Origin of the sequence: Nonomuraea sp. NPDC049269, from assembly GCF_043197155.1 — a bacterium.
Lineage (GTDB): Bacteria > Actinomycetota > Actinomycetes > Streptosporangiales > Streptosporangiaceae > Nonomuraea.
The window spans coordinates 256,577-274,115 of sequence record NZ_JBICSO010000011.1 but is presented as its reverse complement, the minus strand read 5'-3'; the positions used below and the strand labels follow the sequence as shown (position 1 = coordinate 274,115).

At 69.4% G+C, this 17,539-nt stretch carries 17 protein-coding genes; 13 read left to right on the top strand and 4 right to left on the bottom strand.

Going from position 1 to position 17,539, the window contains the following annotated elements; all coding sequences use genetic code 11:
- Positions 1 to 222: 222 nt before the first annotated feature.
- The 3 genes from ACGFNP_RS50640 to ACGFNP_RS50630 form a co-directional block, all read right to left on the bottom strand.
- The gene (locus ACGFNP_RS50640; protein WP_393330530.1) at positions 223 to 1,425 is read right to left on the bottom strand and encodes a hypothetical protein; all 1,203 of its coding nucleotides are present in this window, start codon (positions 1,423 to 1,425) and stop codon (positions 223 to 225) included.
- Between the two features lie 323 nt (positions 1,426 to 1,748).
- On the bottom strand, positions 1,749 to 2,915 hold the full coding sequence (locus ACGFNP_RS50635; RefSeq protein WP_358320133.1) for a HAMP domain-containing sensor histidine kinase: 1,167 nt from the start codon (positions 2,913 to 2,915) through the stop codon (positions 1,749 to 1,751).
- A complete protein-coding gene (locus ACGFNP_RS50630) occupies positions 2,912 to 3,568 on the bottom strand; it encodes a response regulator transcription factor (RefSeq protein WP_358320136.1) in 657 nt (218 codons plus the stop codon). The genes ACGFNP_RS50635 and ACGFNP_RS50630 overlap by 4 nt, the downstream gene beginning before the upstream one ends.
- 160 nt (positions 3,569 to 3,728) lie before the next feature.
- Here ACGFNP_RS50630 and ACGFNP_RS50625 point away from each other — a divergent pair, with 160 nt between their 5' ends.
- From ACGFNP_RS50625 to ACGFNP_RS50610, 4 genes are read left to right on the top strand one after another with little or no spacing between them, the layout of a single operon-like run.
- Positions 3,729 to 4,253 carry a hypothetical protein gene (locus tag ACGFNP_RS50625; RefSeq protein WP_358320140.1) on the top strand — a complete coding sequence of 175 codons (525 nt, stop codon included), beginning with the start codon at positions 3,729 to 3,731 and terminating at the stop codon, positions 4,251 to 4,253.
- Positions 4,253 to 5,380 carry a peptidoglycan-binding protein gene (locus ACGFNP_RS50620; protein WP_393330526.1) on the top strand — a complete coding sequence of 376 codons (1,128 nt, stop codon included), beginning with the start codon at positions 4,253 to 4,255 and terminating at the stop codon, positions 5,378 to 5,380. Before ACGFNP_RS50625 ends, ACGFNP_RS50620 begins: the two co-directional genes overlap by 1 nt.
- Positions 5,377 to 6,057, top strand: coding sequence for an ABC transporter ATP-binding protein (locus ACGFNP_RS50615; protein WP_393330523.1), 681 nt, complete (start codon positions 5,377 to 5,379; stop codon positions 6,055 to 6,057). The genes ACGFNP_RS50620 and ACGFNP_RS50615 overlap by 4 nt, the downstream gene beginning before the upstream one ends.
- Positions 6,057 to 7,283: an ABC transporter permease gene (locus tag ACGFNP_RS50610; protein WP_358320149.1), complete on the top strand. Its 1,227-nt coding sequence runs from the start codon at positions 6,057 to 6,059 to the stop codon at positions 7,281 to 7,283. The genes ACGFNP_RS50615 and ACGFNP_RS50610 overlap by 1 nt, the downstream gene beginning before the upstream one ends.
- A gap of 76 nt (positions 7,284 to 7,359) precedes the next feature.
- Here ACGFNP_RS50610 and ACGFNP_RS50605 read toward each other — a convergent pair whose 3' ends face one another.
- Positions 7,360 to 8,013, bottom strand: coding sequence for a TetR family transcriptional regulator (locus ACGFNP_RS50605; RefSeq protein WP_358320151.1), 654 nt, complete (start codon positions 8,011 to 8,013; stop codon positions 7,360 to 7,362).
- A gap of 80 nt (positions 8,014 to 8,093) precedes the next feature.
- Here ACGFNP_RS50605 and ACGFNP_RS50600 point away from each other — a divergent pair, with 80 nt between their 5' ends.
- The 9 genes from ACGFNP_RS50600 to ACGFNP_RS50560 all read left to right on the top strand — a co-directional run bounded on the left by ACGFNP_RS50600 (position 8,094) and on the right by ACGFNP_RS50560 (position 17,517).
- A complete protein-coding gene (locus ACGFNP_RS50600) occupies positions 8,094 to 8,606 on the top strand; it encodes a 2Fe-2S iron-sulfur cluster-binding protein (RefSeq protein WP_358320154.1) in 513 nt (170 codons plus the stop codon).
- Positions 8,603 to 9,589, top strand: a complete 987-nt coding sequence (locus ACGFNP_RS50595) for an FAD binding domain-containing protein (RefSeq protein ID WP_393330519.1) — start codon at positions 8,603 to 8,605, stop codon at positions 9,587 to 9,589. Before ACGFNP_RS50600 ends, ACGFNP_RS50595 begins: the two co-directional genes overlap by 4 nt.
- Positions 9,586 to 11,880 (top strand): xanthine dehydrogenase family protein molybdopterin-binding subunit, encoded by a 2,295-nt coding sequence (locus ACGFNP_RS50590; protein ID WP_393330516.1) that lies wholly within the window; start codon positions 9,586 to 9,588, stop codon positions 11,878 to 11,880. The genes ACGFNP_RS50595 and ACGFNP_RS50590 overlap by 4 nt, the downstream gene beginning before the upstream one ends.
- 421 nt (positions 11,881 to 12,301) lie before the next feature.
- Positions 12,302 to 12,658: a hypothetical protein gene (locus ACGFNP_RS50585; protein ID WP_393330514.1), complete on the top strand. Its 357-nt coding sequence runs from the start codon at positions 12,302 to 12,304 to the stop codon at positions 12,656 to 12,658.
- A gap of 374 nt (positions 12,659 to 13,032) precedes the next feature.
- Positions 13,033 to 13,368: a hypothetical protein gene (locus ACGFNP_RS50580; RefSeq protein ID WP_358320165.1), complete on the top strand. Its 336-nt coding sequence runs from the start codon at positions 13,033 to 13,035 to the stop codon at positions 13,366 to 13,368.
- 4 nt (positions 13,369 to 13,372) lie between these two features.
- A complete protein-coding gene (locus ACGFNP_RS50575) occupies positions 13,373 to 13,792 on the top strand; it encodes a hypothetical protein (RefSeq protein ID WP_393330510.1) in 420 nt (139 codons plus the stop codon).
- A gap of 9 nt (positions 13,793 to 13,801) precedes the next feature.
- Entirely contained in the window at positions 13,802 to 14,923 is a 1,122-nt protein-coding gene (locus ACGFNP_RS50570) for a phosphotransferase family protein (RefSeq protein WP_393330508.1), read from the top strand.
- On the top strand, positions 14,913 to 17,204 hold the full coding sequence (locus ACGFNP_RS50565) for a lanthionine synthetase LanC family protein (RefSeq protein ID WP_393330505.1): 2,292 nt from the start codon (positions 14,913 to 14,915) through the stop codon (positions 17,202 to 17,204). The genes ACGFNP_RS50570 and ACGFNP_RS50565 overlap by 11 nt, the downstream gene beginning before the upstream one ends.
- A complete protein-coding gene (locus ACGFNP_RS50560; protein ID WP_358320177.1) occupies positions 17,194 to 17,517 on the top strand; it encodes a hypothetical protein in 324 nt (107 codons plus the stop codon). Before ACGFNP_RS50565 ends, ACGFNP_RS50560 begins: the two co-directional genes overlap by 11 nt.
- The last annotated feature ends 22 nt before the right edge of the window (positions 17,518 to 17,539 follow it).

The following is a 17,539-nucleotide window of genomic DNA, read 5'->3' as shown; positions in this document are numbered from 1 at the left end:
CAGGAGATAACTCTTCCCTTGGCGGCGGCGGCCGCTCACCACACCGAGCCGAGCTCCCGGGCCCACTTCCGAAGCGAACGAGACCAGGCCCGCCCACTCTCGCTCACGGTCGAACACATGCTGAGGCTTCCGCATAAGTCGAAGTATACTTGACCGAACTAAAGTTGACTCAACCGTACTTCACAAAGCTGGCGCGGCTCCCGGCGTCCGACCAAAGAAGGTTCAGCCGGTGACCCGGGCCAGGAACTGGCCCTTGGCGTGCTCGTCGGTCTCCCGAGTGCCGTAGCCGGTGGCCCACAGGACGCCGCCCGGCACAGCGCCGAGCTGCTTGATCCGGTAGTCGTCGAGCAGCGGCGGTTTCGGCGCCTGCTGCCAGGCGGTGCCGTTCCAGCGCAGCAGCACGCCGACGCTGCGCGCGGTGTCGTCGTCCTGCCCGCTGCCTCCGGCCCACACCTCGGTGCCTTTCCAGGCCAGCGAGGTGATGGAGGATCCGTACCAGCCGGTGGTCGCCGGGGTCGGCGTCACCGTCCACTCGCTACCGTTCCAACGCATGGCGAACGCCTCGCGCTTCTTGACCGAAATGCCGTTGGCCTCGTAGGTGGTCCGCTGACCGGCCGCCCACACCTCGCCGGGCCGCGCGGCCACCGCGTCCAGGGTGGTCTCGACCAGCGCTTGCTTCGGCGGATCCGGCAGCCGGGACCAGGTGTGGCCGTCCCAGTGCAGCACCAGGGTGTGCGCATCGGCGCTCGGCCCGTAGCGGTTGGTGGTGCCGACCGCCCAGACGTCGTCCGGCGCCAGAGCATGCACCGCGCTCAGGTCGGTGTTGCCCGCGAGCGGCGGGAGGCTCATCTTCTGCCAGGCGGTGCCGTCCCAGCGGATCACGCCCGCCGTGGAAACCTCACCGCTCGACTGGTAGGACCTGCCGACCGCGAAGGCGGTGCCGCCCACCGCGGCGACGTCATCAAGGTAGAAAGGGTTGTTCTGTTCGGTCGGGTAGGGAGTGAGGGTCCAGGCCGTACCGTTCCAGTGGTAGGCGATGGTCGAACCGGTGGCCCACACGTCGTTCGCCGCGGCGGCCGACACCGAGGTCAGCGCGCCCCGGCAGGTGTTATCCGGCCGGTCGTTCACCCATGTCTGACCGTTCCAGCGGAACAGGTCGGGGCAGACCACACCCGGCGGCGGGTATGGCCAGCCCTCCATCCGCACCTGCCCCACAGCCCAAGCTTGGGTGCCGCTCAGCGCGGCGACATCGTTGAGTTCCTTGAGTTGCTTCACGGATTCGGTGTATCCGTAGGGAAAGGACAGGTGGTCCCAGACCGGCGCAAGTGTCGCGCCCGCCGGGGCCGCGGTCGCCAGGCTCGCGGTGAGCGCGACCGCGCCGAGAATTCTGCTGGATGTCAGGGATAATATTTTTCGCTTGGTCACGAACGCTTTCGTACCATCGCTGGTCAGCCGCGCACATGGCCTAGGGAATGCATAGGGGCCCTGGAGGAAAATCATAGGGACCCTAGGGGGTCCGTGGGGCGCAGAATACCAGCGCCTTGGCCAATGACGTTTTCTCGCTGAATTTCAGCTGATCTGCCGGTGTTCGAAATGGACGTCGCGTTCCGCGTCAGCTCGCTTGCCGACGCGCCGCGCCAATGTTCACGCCCAGCGCGGGTTGTTCAGGAAATCCCAGCTCTCCATCCACATCGGAGGCAAGTCCGCCTTCTGCTACGCCGGGCAGTGCCCAGTGAGCGGGCCCGGGTCTAGTGGTAGGCCGAGCCCTGGCGCGGCAGGGTGGCCGTCACGATCAGGCCGCCGCCTTCGCGGGGACGGGCCGAGACCTCGCCGCCGTGCGCGAGGGCGATCGACCGCACGATGGACAGCCCCAGCCCCGCGCTCTTCGCCGTGACCACACGATCGGGCCCGAGCCGGCGGAAGGGCTTGAACAGCGCCGGGATCTCGTAGGGCGGCACAACGGGCCCGGTGTTGCTGACCTCCACCTCGACGCGGCCGTCGTGCGCGATGCGGCTGACGGCCCGCACCCAGCCGGTGCCGTCGTCGGTGTTGTGCCGGATGCCGTTCTCGACCAGGTTGTGCACCAGCCGTTCGAGCAGCATCGCGTCCCCGCTGGTCGGCGCGGGGCCGGCCGCCTCCTGCAGGGTGACCTTCGTCTCCTCGGCCTCGGCGGTGACCTGCGCGACCACGTGGGACACCACATCGGCCAGGTCCACCGGCGACCGGTCACCGATCTCGTGCTCGGCGCGGGCCAGGAGCAGCAGTCCGGAGATGAGCCGTTCGTGCCGGGCGTTGATCTCCAGCAGGCTCTCGCCGAGCTGCTTGACGTCGGCCGAGGCCGTACGGCGGTGCATGGCCAGCTCGACCAGCGCCCGGTTCAGCGTGAGCGGCGTGCGCAACTCGTGCGAGGCGTTGGCGACGAACCTGCGCTGCCCGTCGAAGGAGTGGTCGAGCCGTTCGACCATCGTGTCGAAGGTGTCGGCGAGCTCCTTCACCTCGTCCGCCGGGCCGTTCAGGGCGATCCGCTCGTGCAGGCCACGCTCGGCGACCGGCGCGGCGGCGATCCGCCGCGCGGTCTCGGTCACCTGGCGGAGCGGCGTGAGCACCCGTCCGGCGACCACCCACCCCACTCCTGACGCCGCGCCGCCGACCACGACCAGCGCGATCGCTCCCTGGGTGAGCAGTGAGGTGGTCGCGGCACCGCGCAGCAGGGTCTCCTGCTGCTTCATCCAGTTCATGGCCGTGTCGCGCTCCAGCGAGCCGGGGCCCTGGCCTCTGACGATGATGGATACCGTCTTCTGCTGGAGCTGCTGGTTGAACAGCAAGTACGTGACGCCGAGCAGCGTCAGTCCCGCGACGAAGAACAGCGTGCCGTACACCAGGGTGAGCCGGCCGCGGAGCGTGGGAGCCGTCATGGAATCTGATACCCCACGCCCGGCACGGTCTCCACCACCGACGGCTCCCCCAGTTTGCGGCGCAGCTTGAGTATGGTCAGGCGCACCGCGCTGGTGAACGGGTCGGCGTGCTCGTCCCACGCCTTCTCCAGCAGGTGCTCGGCCGACACCACGCCGCCGTCGGCGAGCAGCAGCTCGGCCAGCACGGCGAACTCCTTCTTCGACAGCGGCACGTACCTGCCGTTCCTGAACACCTCCCGGCGCGCGGGATCGAGGGTGATCCCCGCCCGCCGCAGCACCGGCGGCGCGGCGGGGCGCGAGCGCCGCCCGAGCGCCAGGACGCGGGCCGCGAGCTCGGGGAAGGCGAACGGCTTGGACAGGTAGTCGTCGGCGCCGAGGGAGAGCCCGGTCACCCGGTCGCCGATCTCGGCGGCGGCGGTGAGCATCAGCACCCGCGCGGTCGACTCGGACTCGACCAGCTCCCTGCACACGTCGTCACCGTGCACGCGCGGCAGGTCGCGGTCCAGGACGACCACGTCGTAGTCGTTGACCGCGAGCCGCTGCAGCGCCGCCTCCCCGTCGTGCGCGGTGTCGACCGCGTGCGTCTCGTCACGCAGCCACTCGGCTATCGCGTCGGCGAGCATGCGCTCGTCCTCGACCACCAACACGCGCATCGCGGCCCCTGTCTCTTCTGTCATGTACAGGGGTGATCGTGCCGGATGCGTTGTTTGTTCGGCGTTAGCACCGGTGGAAACGCCGGGGAAACGCGCCGCCCGATTGCATTCGTCTCACATGGCCGGCGGAACGGACCGGCCACCGTACGAGGAGAAGAACATGCGACGAGGCATCCTGGCGGCGATCCCGCTGGCACTGGCCCTTGCCCTGACCGGATGCGGCGCGGACGAGGGAGGCGGCGCCAACGTGGCGTCCGTGAGCAGCGGCAAACCGGCCGCCGCCCCCAGTGCCTCGGCCGGCGAGGACCGGGCGGCGAAGGGGCTCAAGTTCGCCCAGTGCATGCGCGAGCACGGCGTCCCCATGGACGACCCCGAGCCCGGCAAGGGGGTCATGCTCAAGATGGACAACAGCATCTCCCCGGAGACGGCGCAGAAGGCCCAGGAGGCCTGCAAGGAATTCGCGCCGAGCGGCGGTGGGCCGGGCGGGAAGGTGGACCCCAAGATGGCCGAGCAGATGCGCAAGTACTCCCAGTGCATGCGGGACAACGGCGTCGAGGCCTTCCCCGACCCTGACGGCGGCATGCTGCGCATGGACAGCGCGGCCGGCGAGGACCCGGACTTCAAGACCGCGCAGGAGAAGTGCAAGGAGTTCATGCCCGGGATGATGGGCCAGGGCGGCTCCTGATGGGCACGGCCACCCTCGACGACAAGGTGGCGGCGGGCGGGGATCGCCCCCGCCGCCGCCGCGGTCGCGGCAGGCGGGTCGCGGGCCTGCTCGTCGCGGTAGCCGTCATCGGTACGGCCGGCGTGGCCGTGAACGGCCTGGGCCTCCTGGGCGGCGACCGTACGACGGACAAGACGGTCAGCGCTCTGCCGCCCGCCACCACCACGGTGACCAGGCAGACGCTGCTCGACACGCTGGACGCCGACGGCGATCTCGGCTACGGCCCGACCACGACGGCGGTGAGCAGGAAACCGGGCACGGTCACCTGGCTGCCGGACAGCGGCGACACGATCACCAGGGGCAAGTCCCTGTACCGGCTCGACACCAAGCCGGTGGTGCTGATGTACGGCAGGACGCCCGCCTACCGCGACCTGCGGATCGGCACCGAAGGCAGGGACGTCGAGCAGCTCGAACGCAACCTCAAGGCCCTCGGCTACGACGGCTTCACCGTGGACGACGAGTACACCGACTCCACGGCCGACGCGGTCAGAGAGTGGCAGGAGGACCGGAACCTCGACGAGACGGGCGTCGTCGAGCTCGGCCGGGTCGTCTTCGCCGCCGGCAAGGTACGCGTGGACAGCCTGGAGGCCGAGGCCGGCCAGCCCACCGCGCCGGGCCAGAAGGTGCTCTCCTACACCGGCACCGACAAGGTGATCACGGTCAAGCTGGAGACGGAGGACCAGCGGGTGGCGAAGAAGGGCGCCAAGGCGTCGATCACGCTGCCCGGCGGCAAGACCGTGTCCGGCAAGGTCACCGAGGTCGCCACCATCATCGAGCCGGGCGAGGGGCAGGGCGCGGATCCCGAGACGCGCGTCGAGGCGCTCATCTCCCTCGGCACGCAGAAGGCCGCCAAAGGCCTCGACAAGGCCGCGGTGGACGTGACCTTCACGGCCTCGAAGCGCAAGAACGTGCTGACCGTCCCGATCGCCGCGCTCGTGGCGCTCCAGGAAGGCGGGTACGGCGTGGAGGTCGTCGAAGGCGGCAAGTCCCGCTATGTCGGTGTGAAGACTGGTCTGTTCTCTGGCGGCCGGGTCGAGATCTCCGGCGACGGCCTCACCGAGGGCATGAGCGTCGGGATGCCCCGATGATCTCCCTCACGGACGTCACCCGCTCCTATTCCGGCGGGGTCACCGCGCTCGACAAGGTGTCCCTGGAGATCGAGCGCGGCGAGCTCGTCGCCATCGTCGGCCCGTCGGGCTCGGGCAAGTCGACGATGCTCAACGTCGTCGGCACGCTCGACCGCCCGACCTCAGGAACCGTCCGCATCGACGGGTACGACGTGGCGAAACTGTCGGACGGCCAGCTCTCCGCGCTGCGGGCGACCCGCATCGGCTTCGTCTTCCAGCACTTCCACCTCGCCGCCAAGGTCCCGGCGGTCGACAACGTGGCCGACGGCCTCGTTTACACCGGTATCGGGCGGGCCGAACGACGGCGGCGGGCCGCGGCCGCGCTGGAGCGGGTCGGGCTCGGCCACCGCCTCGACCACGAGCCGCACGAACTGTCCGGCGGCGAACGGCAGCGCGTGGCCATCGCCAGGGCCGTGGCGGGAGATCCCCCGCTGCTCCTGGCCGACGAGCCGACCGGCGCGCTGGACTCCGTCTCCGGGACCGGGGTGATGGACCTGCTGCACGATCTGAACGCGGCCGGCACCACCATCGTGATCATCACGCACGACCGGGAGATCGCCGCGAGCCTGCCCCGGCAGGTACGGATGCGCGACGGCCAGATCGTCTCCGACTCCGCGGCCGAAGAGAAGGTGGCCTGATGGCAGCCGTCATCGAGCACGCGAGACTGCCGAAGCTGACTCCGGCCAGGATGAAGCCGGGCGATGTGCTGCGGGTCGGCGCCGTCGGCCTGCGGACCCGCCCGCTGCGGGCGTTCCTGTCCGCGCTCGGCATCGCGATCGGCATCGCGGCGATGATCGGCGTGGTCGGCATCTCGTCCTCATCGGGCGCCGAGCTCGACCGTACGCTCTCGGCTCTCGGCACCAACCTGCTCACCGTCTCCTCCGGGCATACGCTGATGGGCGAGCAGGCCAAGATGCCGGTCGAGGCCGAGGCGATGATCGAGCGGATCGGGCCGGTCCAGGCCGTCTCGGCGGCCGGGAAGGTCGGCGACGCCAAGGCCTACCGGTCGGAGGAGGTGCCCAAGGCGCAGACCAACGGCCTCAACACCTACGCCGCCCGGCTCGACCTGCCCGCCACGGTGGGCGCGACGCTGCGCAGCGGCACCTGGCTCAACACGGCCACCGAGCGCTACCCGGCCGCGGTGCTCGGGTCGAGCGCGGCCCAGCGGCTCGGGGTGGGCGCGGCGGGGCCGGACACGCAGGTGGTCGTGGGCGGCAAACGGTTCACGGTCGTCGGCGTACTCGACCCGGTGCCGCTCGCCGAGGAGCTGGACACCGCGGTGCTGGTCGGCTGGCCCGTCGCGGAGGCCGAGCTGGACTTCGACGGGTACCCGACGACTCTCTACACCCGCACGGAGGAGGCCAGCCTGGAGTCGGTCCGCTCGGTGCTGGCGGGCACGGCCAATCCGGAGGCGCCCAACGAGATCGACGTCTCCCGCCCGTCCGACGCGCTGGCCGCCAAGCAGGCCACCAGCCAGGCGTTCACCGGGCTGCTGCTGGGCGTCGGGGCGGTCGCGCTGCTCGTGGGCGGCGTCGGGGTGGCCAACACCATGGTCATCTCGGTGCTGGAACGGCGCTCGGAGATCGGCCTGCGCCGCTCGCTCGGCGCGACCCGGGGGCAGATCCGCACGCAGTTCCTCGCCGAGTCGCTGCTGCTCTCGGCGCTCGGCGGGGCGGGCGGGGTGCTCATCGGGACCGGGGTCACGATGGGGTACGCGCTGTACCAGGGCTGGCCCGCGGTGATCCCGGGGTGGGCGACAGCGGGCGGGCTCGCCGCCACCCTGGCCATCGGCGCCGTCGCCGGCCTCTACCCGGCGGTCCGCGCCTCCCGCCTCTCCCCGACCGAGGCCCTCGCCACCCCCTGACCACCCACCCACCCGCCCGACCGCCACCGCCCGGCGGTCGGGCGCGAACAGTCGGGCGCGGACCTGGGTCGTGTGGTCAGCGCTGGGTGGGCAGTCCGACGGCGAGGGCGGCGAGCATGCGCTTCATGGTGGGCTGGAACGGCAGGCAGCGGGCCGCGATGTCCGGGTCCTGGGCGTAGAGCTCCCGCAGGGCGGGCGGCGGGTTCGCCATCGGGTAGAGCACGCCCGCAAGCGCGGCCGCCGCCCCGGTCAGCTCGATCCCCTCGCCGGTGGTCAGGCCGGGGTAGGCCAGGGCGACGCGCGCTCCGAGGTCGTCGACCGTACCGATCATGGCGCGCTTGAAGGCGCGGGCCGCCGAGACCGAGATGTTGTGCTCCAGCGTGATCGAGACGTGGCCCAGCAGGTCGCAGAAGAGCGTCCGCTCGGTCAACGTGTCGACCAGCGCGGCGATCACGTCGTCGGGCGAGGCGGCCGTGGCGAGCCGGGCGACGACCTCGTCCGACCAGGCGAGCCACTCCTCGACGGCGAGTTCGAGGTAGATCTCCTCCCGGGTCCCGAAATATCGCACCACGTTGGATTTCGCCAGCCCGACCGCCGTCGCGACCCCGCCCAGGCTGACGTTACGGACCCCGACCTCGATGGCAAGCTGCCGCGCGGCGGCGAGGATGGCCTCGCGCCGCTGCTGCTTGTGCTCCGGACGCCTGGCCCGGACGAATACCGATCGTGTCATCTCCGAGCCAAGCATACGAGCAAGATAACGAAACATCGTTCTCTTGTTAAGATTACGCCGTCCTGTTAACGTCACCCCATATGACGCGAACCCACCCGGAGGGACATGTGGTCACGCTGCGTATGCGGGTGAACGGCATAACTCGCTCGCTCGATATCGAACCATGGGTCAGCCTGCTCGACGCGCTACGCGAGCGACTCGACCTGACCGGCACGAAGAAGGGCTGTGACCAGGGCGCCTGCGGTGCCTGCACGGTGCTGGCCGATGGCGAGCGGATCAACTCCTGCCTGGCTCTCGCGGTGCAGTACGAGGACCGCGACATCACCACCATCGAGGGGGTCTCGCACCCGCTCCAGCAGGCGTTCATCGAGCACGACGGCTTCCAGTGCGGTTACTGCACCTCCGGCCAGATCTGCTCGGCGATCGGCATGCTGGCCGAGCACGGGGCGGGGATGCCCAGCGCGGTCACCGACACCGAGCGGGGAGCCACCGGGCTGTCGGAGGCCGAGATCAGGGAGCGCATGAGCGGCAACCTGTGCCGCTGCGGCGCGTACAACGGAATCGTCGAGGCCATCAAGGAGGTGGCGCGATGAAGCCGTTCGCGTACATCAGCGCCCCCGACGTGGCGACGGCCGTCCGCGTGATCGCGGCGGAGCCCAACGCGAAGTTCCTCGGCGGCGGGACGAACCTCGTCGACCTGATGCGCGAGGACATCGAGCAGCCCGACACGGTGGTCGACATCACCCGGCTGCCCTTGACCGAGATCGAGGAGCTGCCCGGCGGCGGCGTGCGCGTCGGAGCGCTGGTGCGCAACAGCCACCTGGCCGCCAACCGGCTGATCAGGACCCGCTATCCGCTGCTGTCGCAGGCGCTGCTCGCGGGCGCATCGGCGCAGCTGCGCAACATGGCCACCGTGGGCGGCAACCTGCTGCAGCGCACCCGGTGCCCCTACTTCTACGACGGCGCCGCGGCCTGCAACAAGCGCGAGCCCGGCAGCGGCTGCGACGCGATCGGCGGCTTCAACCGCAACCACGCCGTTCTCGGCGTGAGCGACGACTGCATCGCCACACATCCCTCGGACATGTGCGTCGCGCTCGCCGCGCTGGACGCCATCGTCGAGGTGGAGAGCGTGCGCGGCCTGCGGCGCGTGCCGCTGGCCGACTTCTACCGGCTGCCCGGCGGCACCCCGCATCTGGAGACGGCGCTGGAGCCGGACGAGCTGATCACCGCGGTCGAGGTGCCGGAGCTGACGGCGCCCTCCTGTTACCGCAAGGTGCGCGACCGGGCCTCGTACGCGTTCGCCCTGGTGTCGGTCGCCGCCGCGCTGGAGGTCACGGACGGGGTGGTGACGGAGGTACGGCTGGCGCTCGGCGGGGTGGCGGCCAAGCCGTGGCGGGCCCGCCAGGCCGAGGCGGTGCTGCTCGGCGCCCCGGCCACCGAGGAGTCGTTCCGCCGGGCGGCGGAGGCGGAGCTGGAGCCGGCGGTCGGCCGGCCGGACAACACCTTCAAGATCGAGCTGGCCCAACGGACGATCGTGGCGACACTGCGGCGGCTCAGCGACAGGGGGACGGCATGACCACCATCGAGACGCAGAGCCCGCCGCGCGAGCGGGCCGTCGGCCAGGGGATCGACCGGGTCGACGGCCCGGAGAAGACAACGGGCAAGGCCCGGTTCGCGGCCGAGTTCCCGTACCCGGACCTCGCCCACGCCGCCCTGGTGCACGCGACGGTCGCGCGCGGCCGGATCACCGGCATCGACGTCAAGGCGGCCGAGGCGGTGACGGGCGTCCTGTCGGTGATCACCCACCTGAACGCGCCCGTGCTGAAGCCGCCGGCCGCGCAGAGCATGCTCGACCTGAGCACGATGGTCTCCCCGACGTCGGTCAACTACCTCAACACCGACGAGGTGCACTGGGACGGCCAGCCGGTGGCGGTCGTCGTCGCGGAGAGCCTGGAGGCGGCGCGGCGCGGCGCGGCCCTGGTCGAGGTGACCTACCAGGAGTTCCCGGCCGCGGTGGACTTCGCCGCGGAGCAGGCGAACGCCAAGCCGCAGAAGAACAGCATGCTGGGGTCGGGCAGCAGCAAGAAGGGCGACGCGGAGGCGGCGCTGGCGGCGGCACCGGTGTCGGTGGACCTGCGCTTCACCACCCCGCCCCACAACCACAACGCGATCGAGCCGCACGCGACCACGGCCGTCTGGGACGGCGACCGGCTGACCGTCCACGAGGGCAGCCAGGCCATCGCGTGGATGCGCAAGCACCTCGCGCTCAGGTTCGGCATCCCCGAGCGGAACGTCCGCATGACCTCCCCGTATGTCGGCGGCGGCTTCGGCGGCAAGGGCCTGATCTGGCCGGGCACGATCCTGACCGCGCTGGCCGCCCGGGCGACCGGCAGGCCGGTGCGGATGATGCTGACCAGGGAGGGCGTCTACCGTACGGTCGGCGGGCGCACGCCCTCGGCCCAGCGCGTCGCACTCGGTGCCGACCGGGACGGCAAGCTGACCGCGCTGATCCACACCAGCATCACCAGGACCGGGAAGGCGGGCGGCGGCCCCGAGGGGGTCACCCGCGCCTCGGGACACCTCTACGACGCCGAGAACATCCTCCTCCAGCAGCACCTCGTCGAGATGGACCTGATCCCCAACACGTTCATGCGCGCGCCCGGCGAGTCCATCGGCACGTTCGCACTGGAGGCGGCGGTCGACGAGCTGGCCAGTGAGCTCGGCGTCGACCCCATCGAGCTGCGGATGCGCAACGAGCCCGCGCGCAGCCCGCTCGACGGCAAGCGCTTCGCGCACCGGATGCTGCGCGAGGCGTACGCGCTGGGCGCCGAGCGGTTCGGCTGGGCCGAGCGCACGCCGGAGCCCGGCTCGATGCGCGACGGCAGGTGGCTCGTCGGCATGGGGGTGGCCACGGCCTACCACCCGTCGGTGCAGTTCACGGCCAACGTCACCGCGCGGCTCTCGGCCGACGGCACGGTCGTGGTGCGCTGCGGCTTCCAGGAGATGGGCATGGGCGGCGCGACCGCGCAGGCGCAGATCGCCGCCGACGAGTTGGGCGTGCCCTTTGAGGCGGTCCAGGTGGAGTACGGCGACACGGACCTGCCGACCGGGCCGATGGCGGGCGGTTCCGCGCAGACCGCGAGCATCGCGGCCGGCCTGCTGGTGGCCTGCGAGAAGCTGAAGAGTGCGGTGCTGGCCCTGGCCAAGCGCTCCGGCGACTCACCGTTGCGCGGGCAGCGGCTCGCCGGGGTCGAGGCCAGGGACGGCGGGCTCTACCGGCTCGACCGGCCGGACGCCGGCGAGAGCTACGAGACCATCCTGTCCAGGGCGGGGCGACCGTACGTCGAGGGCGTGGCCGGGGCTGAATCGGGCCTGGGGGCGGTGGCCGGGCAGGTCAGGTTCATGGCGAAGTTCCTCAGCGACCAGCGGCGCTGGGTCAAGGCCGCGTGCGGCGCCCAGTTCTGCGAGGTGCGCGTCGACCAGGACACGGGCGAGGTGCGGGTGTCGCGCTGGCTCGGCGTGTTCGACGTGGGCCGGGTGATCAACGCGAAGACGGCGGCCAGCCAGCTCCGGGGCGGCATCGTGATGGGGATCGGCATGGCGCTGTCGGAGGAGACGCTGGTCGACCCGCGCACCGGGCGCGTGATGAACCCGGGTCTTGGCGACTACCACGTCCCCGTGCACGCCGACATCCCGCCGATCGACATCCACTACCTGGACGATCCCGACCCGACCATGCCCCTGGGCCTGCTCGGCATCGGCGAGGTGAGCATCACGGGCGTCGCGGGGGCCATCGCGAGCGCCGTGCACCACGCCACCGGCAAGCGCGTCCGCGACCTGCCGATCACCCTCGACAAGCTGCTTTGACCGCCATGCCCGCTAGCCCCGTGGTCCGCATGTGAGTGTTCTTCAGCGGAGGTCTCGTGGATCGATGTCCAGGAGATGGTTGGAGGTCGGTGGGTCGGGGGGGGGTGACTGGCCGGTGCCCGGGATCAGCCGGATGCCGGCCAGTGCGTCCAGGATGAGCTTGCCGGTGGGGATGGCGGGCCGGCCGTGCTGCGCGCGGTACTGGCATTCGACCGCGCCATAGGGGCCGAACCAGTGCCACGTAGCCGCCTGCGCCGGGCCGGACAGGGCGGTCTCGCGCCATTAACCACACAGTTCAAATTCGAGGTTCTTCGGTTTCATTCGGTTTCATTCGGCGGATGGCAATCGAACGAGACCGGTGTTGTCATTCGGCATGTGAGCAGCGAACCGGAAGCGTTGCCTTTCCGAACTGCTCGACGGCATGCGACGACCGCCCGTCGACTTCATCGAGGCATTCGCGGTGCCCTTCTCGGCGCATGTGATGGGCGAGTCGGAAGCCGGGCGGGAAGCGATCATTCCGCTGTTCCAGGCGTACGCCGCCAACGGTTCCGCGGCCACGTCAGCCGGGCTCGTGCTGGCGACGCGCTTCAGGTCCTTCCTCCAGAGCCTGTTCGAGCGGGGACGACGCGGGCAGGTGGCCGAGGGCTTCATCAGCCATCTGGTCCAGGCCGGCGACGGCGCCGTGCGGTCCCCGGAGAGGAGTGTCATCCTCCTGAACGTGGACCCGAGCAAACGGAGTTGCTCGCCGACTGGCTGTCATTGGACGGTTACGCGTTAGGTCCGAAATCGGGGTGGCGGAATTTACCAGATTCCGCCATAAGGTGCAATCGTGGATTCCACCGACTTCCACTGAAGCACTGAAGGGCCCATAAGTAAATACACGGAGAGATGTGCGCTGACGTTGCAGAAAGCCGCCGCTCGTCTTTGGATCCATGCATGTTCTGGTATCTGAAGAGACCTTCCGCATACCCTCAACCCGTCAGGGAACTCAGGGATTTCTTACCGGCGGTAATGCGACTGTTGCCGACCGTGGCCCTGGTGCCCCAAGGTGGCCATGAGCGAAAATCGGCTCAAGATCGAATGGTTTTTGATAGGCAGTATCGATTGACTTTTGACAGGCAGCAATGATTGGTTAGGCAGCGGAGGTGAGTAATGTCGATTTCCGTTACGAACGAGCCGTCCCCCGTCGTCGACCAGTCGTCCGAACCACCGACCGTGAGGGAACTCGCCGATGCCCTGCAGGGCATCGACGGCTTCTCCGAATTCACTGCCGCCGCCGAAGGATTCATCAAGGGTGAGTTCTGCCTTGAGCAGGCGATGGAAGTGATGACCCCGTTCCTCCAAGGCGACATCTGCCAGAGCGCAGAAGAGCGGGAGCGGATTATCCAGCTGGGCCAGACCATTGAGGCCAAGTGCAGCTGGGTGTCCGTGGTCACCACCGTGACCGCCTGTACGCCCGCTTTCAGCTGCTCATGGGCCTGCTGCTAGGGGCATGAACAGCACCCCGCCGTATGACCATGACGACGGGCCGGGATCCGCTCCGGAATTTATCAGGGCGGATCCCTCGGTTTCGCAATCATCACCTGGGGAATGTCGGCTGATGTCTTCTGAACAGAAAATCCATCAAGCCCCGGATCTACTCGAGCAGATCAAACAGGAACTCGAGTCCATTGACGGAATGGCCGACTTTGTATCGGCTGCGCGAGGATTCATCCGTGGGGACCTTGAGTTGGACGAGGCCGCCGCGGTGATGATGCGTTTCCTGCACGGTGACGGATATGGCGGCGCGGACGAGCGCAAGCGAATTGTCGAACTGGCACAGGCGGTGGAGGCCCAGTGCGGATTCGTTGCTATCACGGTCAGCGTTTCAGCATGTACAGCCGGTTTCAGCTGTTCTTTAGCCTGTTGCTGAGGGGTCGTTTTGACAGCATTAGTCCATCCTGAACACGACGTCCCCCGCAAGACCGCTTTCACGGCTGGGCTACCTGTGCTCGACGAGGTGGCCGCGATCCGCATCCTCATCTCGTGCGGGGCGCTGCGCCCTGAGCAGGCGGCGGACCCGCGTCTCACGATCACCGATGAGTCCCGCCGCTGCCGGTGCCTGATCGTCCGGCTGGGTAGCGCCGGATGGGTGGTGAAGCAGGGCACGACGGCCGAGTCGCGCGAGTCGATGCGCCAGGAGGCGGCGGTCTACCGCGCTCTACAGCCGACCGCCTTCACTCCGCACCTGCCGGGGTTCCTCGCCTATGAAGAGGAGACCGGTCTGCTCGTCACCGAGTTCGTCGAAAGCAAGTCCCCGCGAGAGGTGAACGGGGACGAGCCAGAACGCCGGACGGCCCTCGCGCTGGGCATCGGCACCGTCCTGGCCCGTCTGCACCGGTTGGAGGGCGACCTCGGCCTGGACGACAAGCCGCCGCCCCCGATCCTGCGCTGCGGCTATCCGACGCTGGACTCCGTGGAGTTCCACAGCCCGGCGTCGCTGGAGGTCATCCGCACTGTCCAGGCGAACGACACCCTGATGTCGTTGCTCGCGACGGTGACGGAACGCTGGACCCCCGAGGTGGTCACCCACAACGACCTGCGCGGAGACAACATCCTTCTCCGTGATGACGACGAGCCCGTGTTGATCGACTGGGAGATGGGCGGCTGGGGCGACCGGCGCTGGGATATCGCGGGTCTGCTCTCCGAACGCCTGGTGTGGTGGCTGACCGACCCCGACCTCTGGGTGCCGTGGAATGAGCAGGTCGTCCCCAACGAGGCCGCGGTCGCGGGCATGCGGGAGATCAGGGACTTCGCCCACGTCTTCCTCGGCGGCTATCTCGTGGCGCTCACCGGTTCCCTCGATCTGCGCAAGGCCGGGTTGTCGGACCTGATGACCTGGTGCGCCGCGAGGCTGGTGCACTTCGCTATCGAGAACACCCACCAGCGCAACACGCCGCAGGTGACCGCACGGCAACTGATGCAGATGGCGGCGAACTTCCACCAGAACCCCGAGGTCGCCGCCCGGACCTTCTTCGGATTGGCGTTGAGCGATGTCGGCTGAGTACCGAAATGCGGCCGGGGCCGCACTCGCAGCCGGAACCGTCTCCAGCGGTTATGAGCTGGCCTGGTTCGGCGACGTGGTGGACACGATCCGCCCGTTGCCAGAAGCGGAGATGATGCGGGAGGCGGCCGGCGCGTTCCTCAGCCGGCTCCTCTACCGGGGCTTCTACCTGTTCGGGTGGCCGCGCAAGGATTTAGCGGCGTTCCGCGAGTCCATGCTGGAGGGCCTCCCGTCGAGCCGGTCCGCCAGGTTCATCAACGCGGCGGTCTACGCGGCGGGTGACGTCCCGCCCCGGGTGGTCACGCGGCCCGTGGGCGAGTTCCGCGGCGAGCCGGCGATCGACCTTGACGGCGTGCTGGTGCGGCTGGATCTGGACGGCTCTCCGCCTGACACGATCGAAGTGCGCCGACCGTACATCTCCATCACCAAGTCGCCTGGCTTCGTGCTGTTTCGCGGCCCCGCAGGCCCGCCGTCCGCCGACGGGCAGCGGCTCGTCCGCCTCTATTGGAACGTGACCGCAGGCGGAGCGATCGGACTCGTCTCCTTGCTCTCGCGGGAACTGGGTGAGCTTGGGCTCTGCTACGAGTTCAAGGTCATACATGCCGACGCGCAATACCTCGATCGCGCGGACACGGCCGTCCTCTATATGGGCCATCTGGACCTGGTGCGGGCCTGGTCGAAGTTGCGGGAGATCCATGCCCGGTTGCTGCCGAACATGCGGCCCTACGTCCCCGCGCTGACCCGCAAGGTCGGCCTCGGCCTGGCGCTGGCCGAGGACCCCGGCGGCGGCAACAGCTACGGCATGTTCGTCTGCGAGGCGATCGCGGGCGGTGCGATCCAAGCGCTCGTCGAGGGCCGCACCGAACCTGCTGAGCGGCTGGAGTACGTCGCGAACTGGTTCGCAGACGCAGGCAGGTCGCTGGACACGCCCTACGCGAGCGAGGCGGTGCTGGAGACGGTCGTCGGCGAGCTGACGGCCGTCCCGGCGCAAAGGTCGGTCGCGCCCGCTGCTCCGTCCGACTACGACCTTCTCGGTCAGGTGGATCGCATCGCCGCCCGGATCGCCCGCGGCGCGCTGGTCCAGGGCGATCGGTGCACCTGGCTGAAGCCCCATCAGGACGAGGGTGGCCGGAGCGTCTGGACGCCCATGGAGGCCGACCTCTACGGCGGTACCGCCGGGATGGCGTTGTTCTTCGCCCATCTCGCAGACAAAACGGGCGACCGGTCTCATGCCGAGCTCGCTCTGGCAGCCTCACGCCAGACGCTGGACATTGCGGCCGGCCTGCCTGGCGAAGGTCTGTACAGCGGTGTCTCAGGCGCTGGCCTGGCTGTGGTGCTGGCAGGGAAGGCCCTCGGCGACTCCGATCTGGCCCAGGACGGCTGCGCGCTGGTTATCCAGTCGGCGCAGCGGCTGCTCGCGGCCGACGGCCCTGTCTCCCCTGATGTGGTGGAGGGCGTGGCCGGTGCGCTGATCGCGATGCTGGGCGCCGATGCGCTCGGGGGCCAAGATCTGGTCGGCCGCCTGGGCGACCTGCTCGTTCGCCTGGGCACTGAGGACGCGGCGGACGGGCTCTGCTGGCTCGACGCGCTCCGCGGCGACGAGATGGGCTTCATCGGGTTTGCCCACGGAGCCTCCGGCTGCGGGCTCGCGCTGGGCGAGGCGGGCCGCGTGCTGGGAGAACAGCGCTTCCTCGACGCCGCCGAGCGCGCGTTCCGCTACGAGAGGCACTGGTTCGACCAGACCGAGGGCGACTGGCGAGACGTCCGCTCCCTCCAGGAACGCGGCAAGAACGGTGATCCGCGTCTGGAACCGGACGTCTACCGGCACGACTGGTGCTATGGGGCTCCCGGGATCGGGCTCGCCCGCACGGCTCTGCTTCTGCCCGGCGACAAGGCGCCCGCCGAGGTGGTCCAGGACGCCCGGATCGCCTTCGCCAAGACGGCACGCATCGGAGAATCGTTTCCGCAGCTCATCTACGACAGCTGCCTCTGCCACGGAGCGGCCGGTATCGCCGACGCGCTGTCGCTCTTCCCTGCGGAGTTCGCGTCGCCGGACCGCGATCGGATGGCCCGGGAGCTTACCCACCACTCGCTCATGGCCTACCACGACGATCTGACCTGGCCTGCGGGGCATGGACTCATGCTCGGCGCGGCCGGGGTAGCGCACAGCGCGCTGCGCAGGCTCGATCCGGCGATCGTGTCGCCGCTGTTACCGCTCCCGCACCGTCCTGAGGCGTCCGGCCTCGCTTCCGTAGAGGAGACATCACCCCGTGGAGTCTGAGAAGGAAAAGCAGAGGCCCGACCTGCCGGAACTCATGGCCCAGCTCGAGCGTTCAATGGCCGGAATTCTCGGCATCGACCAGTTCATCGGAGCGGGTGCGGCGTTCGTCAAAGGCGAGGAAGTCGACATCGACGCGGCCGTCGACGGGATGATGTCGTTCTTCACCGGCGAGATCGGCGGCAGTTCGGTCGAGCGTCAGCGGCTGCTCCAGCTCGCGCAGACGATGCGCCGCCAGGCCGGTGGCGTCCCCATTTTCATGCTGACGTTCACCACGTGCAGTGAGGTGTTCACGTGTTCCTACGCCTGCTGCTGAGGGCTGTGAAACCGTGACGAGG

What these genes read in the sequence shown, in the direction of transcription:
- ACGFNP_RS50635 (WP_358320133.1), bottom strand. Translation starts at nt 2,915, where the DNA reads ATGACGGCTCCCACGCTCCGCGGCCGGCTCACCCTGGTGTACGGCACG.
- ACGFNP_RS50630 (WP_358320136.1), bottom strand. Translation starts at nt 3,568, where the DNA reads ATGCGCGTGTTGGTGGTCGAGGACGAGCGCATGCTCGCCGACGCGATA.
- ACGFNP_RS50625 (WP_358320140.1), top strand. Translation starts at nt 3,729, where the DNA reads ATGCGACGAGGCATCCTGGCGGCGATCCCGCTGGCACTGGCCCTTGCC.
- ACGFNP_RS50620 (WP_393330526.1), top strand. Translation starts at nt 4,253, where the DNA reads ATGGGCACGGCCACCCTCGACGACAAGGTGGCGGCGGGCGGGGATCGC.
- ACGFNP_RS50615 (WP_393330523.1), top strand. Translation starts at nt 5,377, where the DNA reads ATGATCTCCCTCACGGACGTCACCCGCTCCTATTCCGGCGGGGTCACC.
- ACGFNP_RS50610 (WP_358320149.1), top strand. Translation starts at nt 6,057, where the DNA reads ATGGCAGCCGTCATCGAGCACGCGAGACTGCCGAAGCTGACTCCGGCC.
- ACGFNP_RS50605 (WP_358320151.1), bottom strand. Translation starts at nt 8,013, where the DNA reads ATGACACGATCGGTATTCGTCCGGGCCAGGCGTCCGGAGCACAAGCAG.
- ACGFNP_RS50600 (WP_358320154.1), top strand. Translation starts at nt 8,094, where the DNA reads ATGACGCGAACCCACCCGGAGGGACATGTGGTCACGCTGCGTATGCGG.
- ACGFNP_RS50595 (WP_393330519.1), top strand. Translation starts at nt 8,603, where the DNA reads ATGAAGCCGTTCGCGTACATCAGCGCCCCCGACGTGGCGACGGCCGTC.
- ACGFNP_RS50590 (WP_393330516.1), top strand. Translation starts at nt 9,586, where the DNA reads ATGACCACCATCGAGACGCAGAGCCCGCCGCGCGAGCGGGCCGTCGGC.
- ACGFNP_RS50585 (WP_393330514.1), top strand. Translation starts at nt 12,302, where the DNA reads ATGCGACGACCGCCCGTCGACTTCATCGAGGCATTCGCGGTGCCCTTC.
- ACGFNP_RS50580 (WP_358320165.1), top strand. Translation starts at nt 13,033, where the DNA reads ATGTCGATTTCCGTTACGAACGAGCCGTCCCCCGTCGTCGACCAGTCG.
- ACGFNP_RS50575 (WP_393330510.1), top strand. Translation starts at nt 13,373, where the DNA reads ATGAACAGCACCCCGCCGTATGACCATGACGACGGGCCGGGATCCGCT.
- ACGFNP_RS50565 (WP_393330505.1), top strand. Translation starts at nt 14,913, where the DNA reads ATGTCGGCTGAGTACCGAAATGCGGCCGGGGCCGCACTCGCAGCCGGA.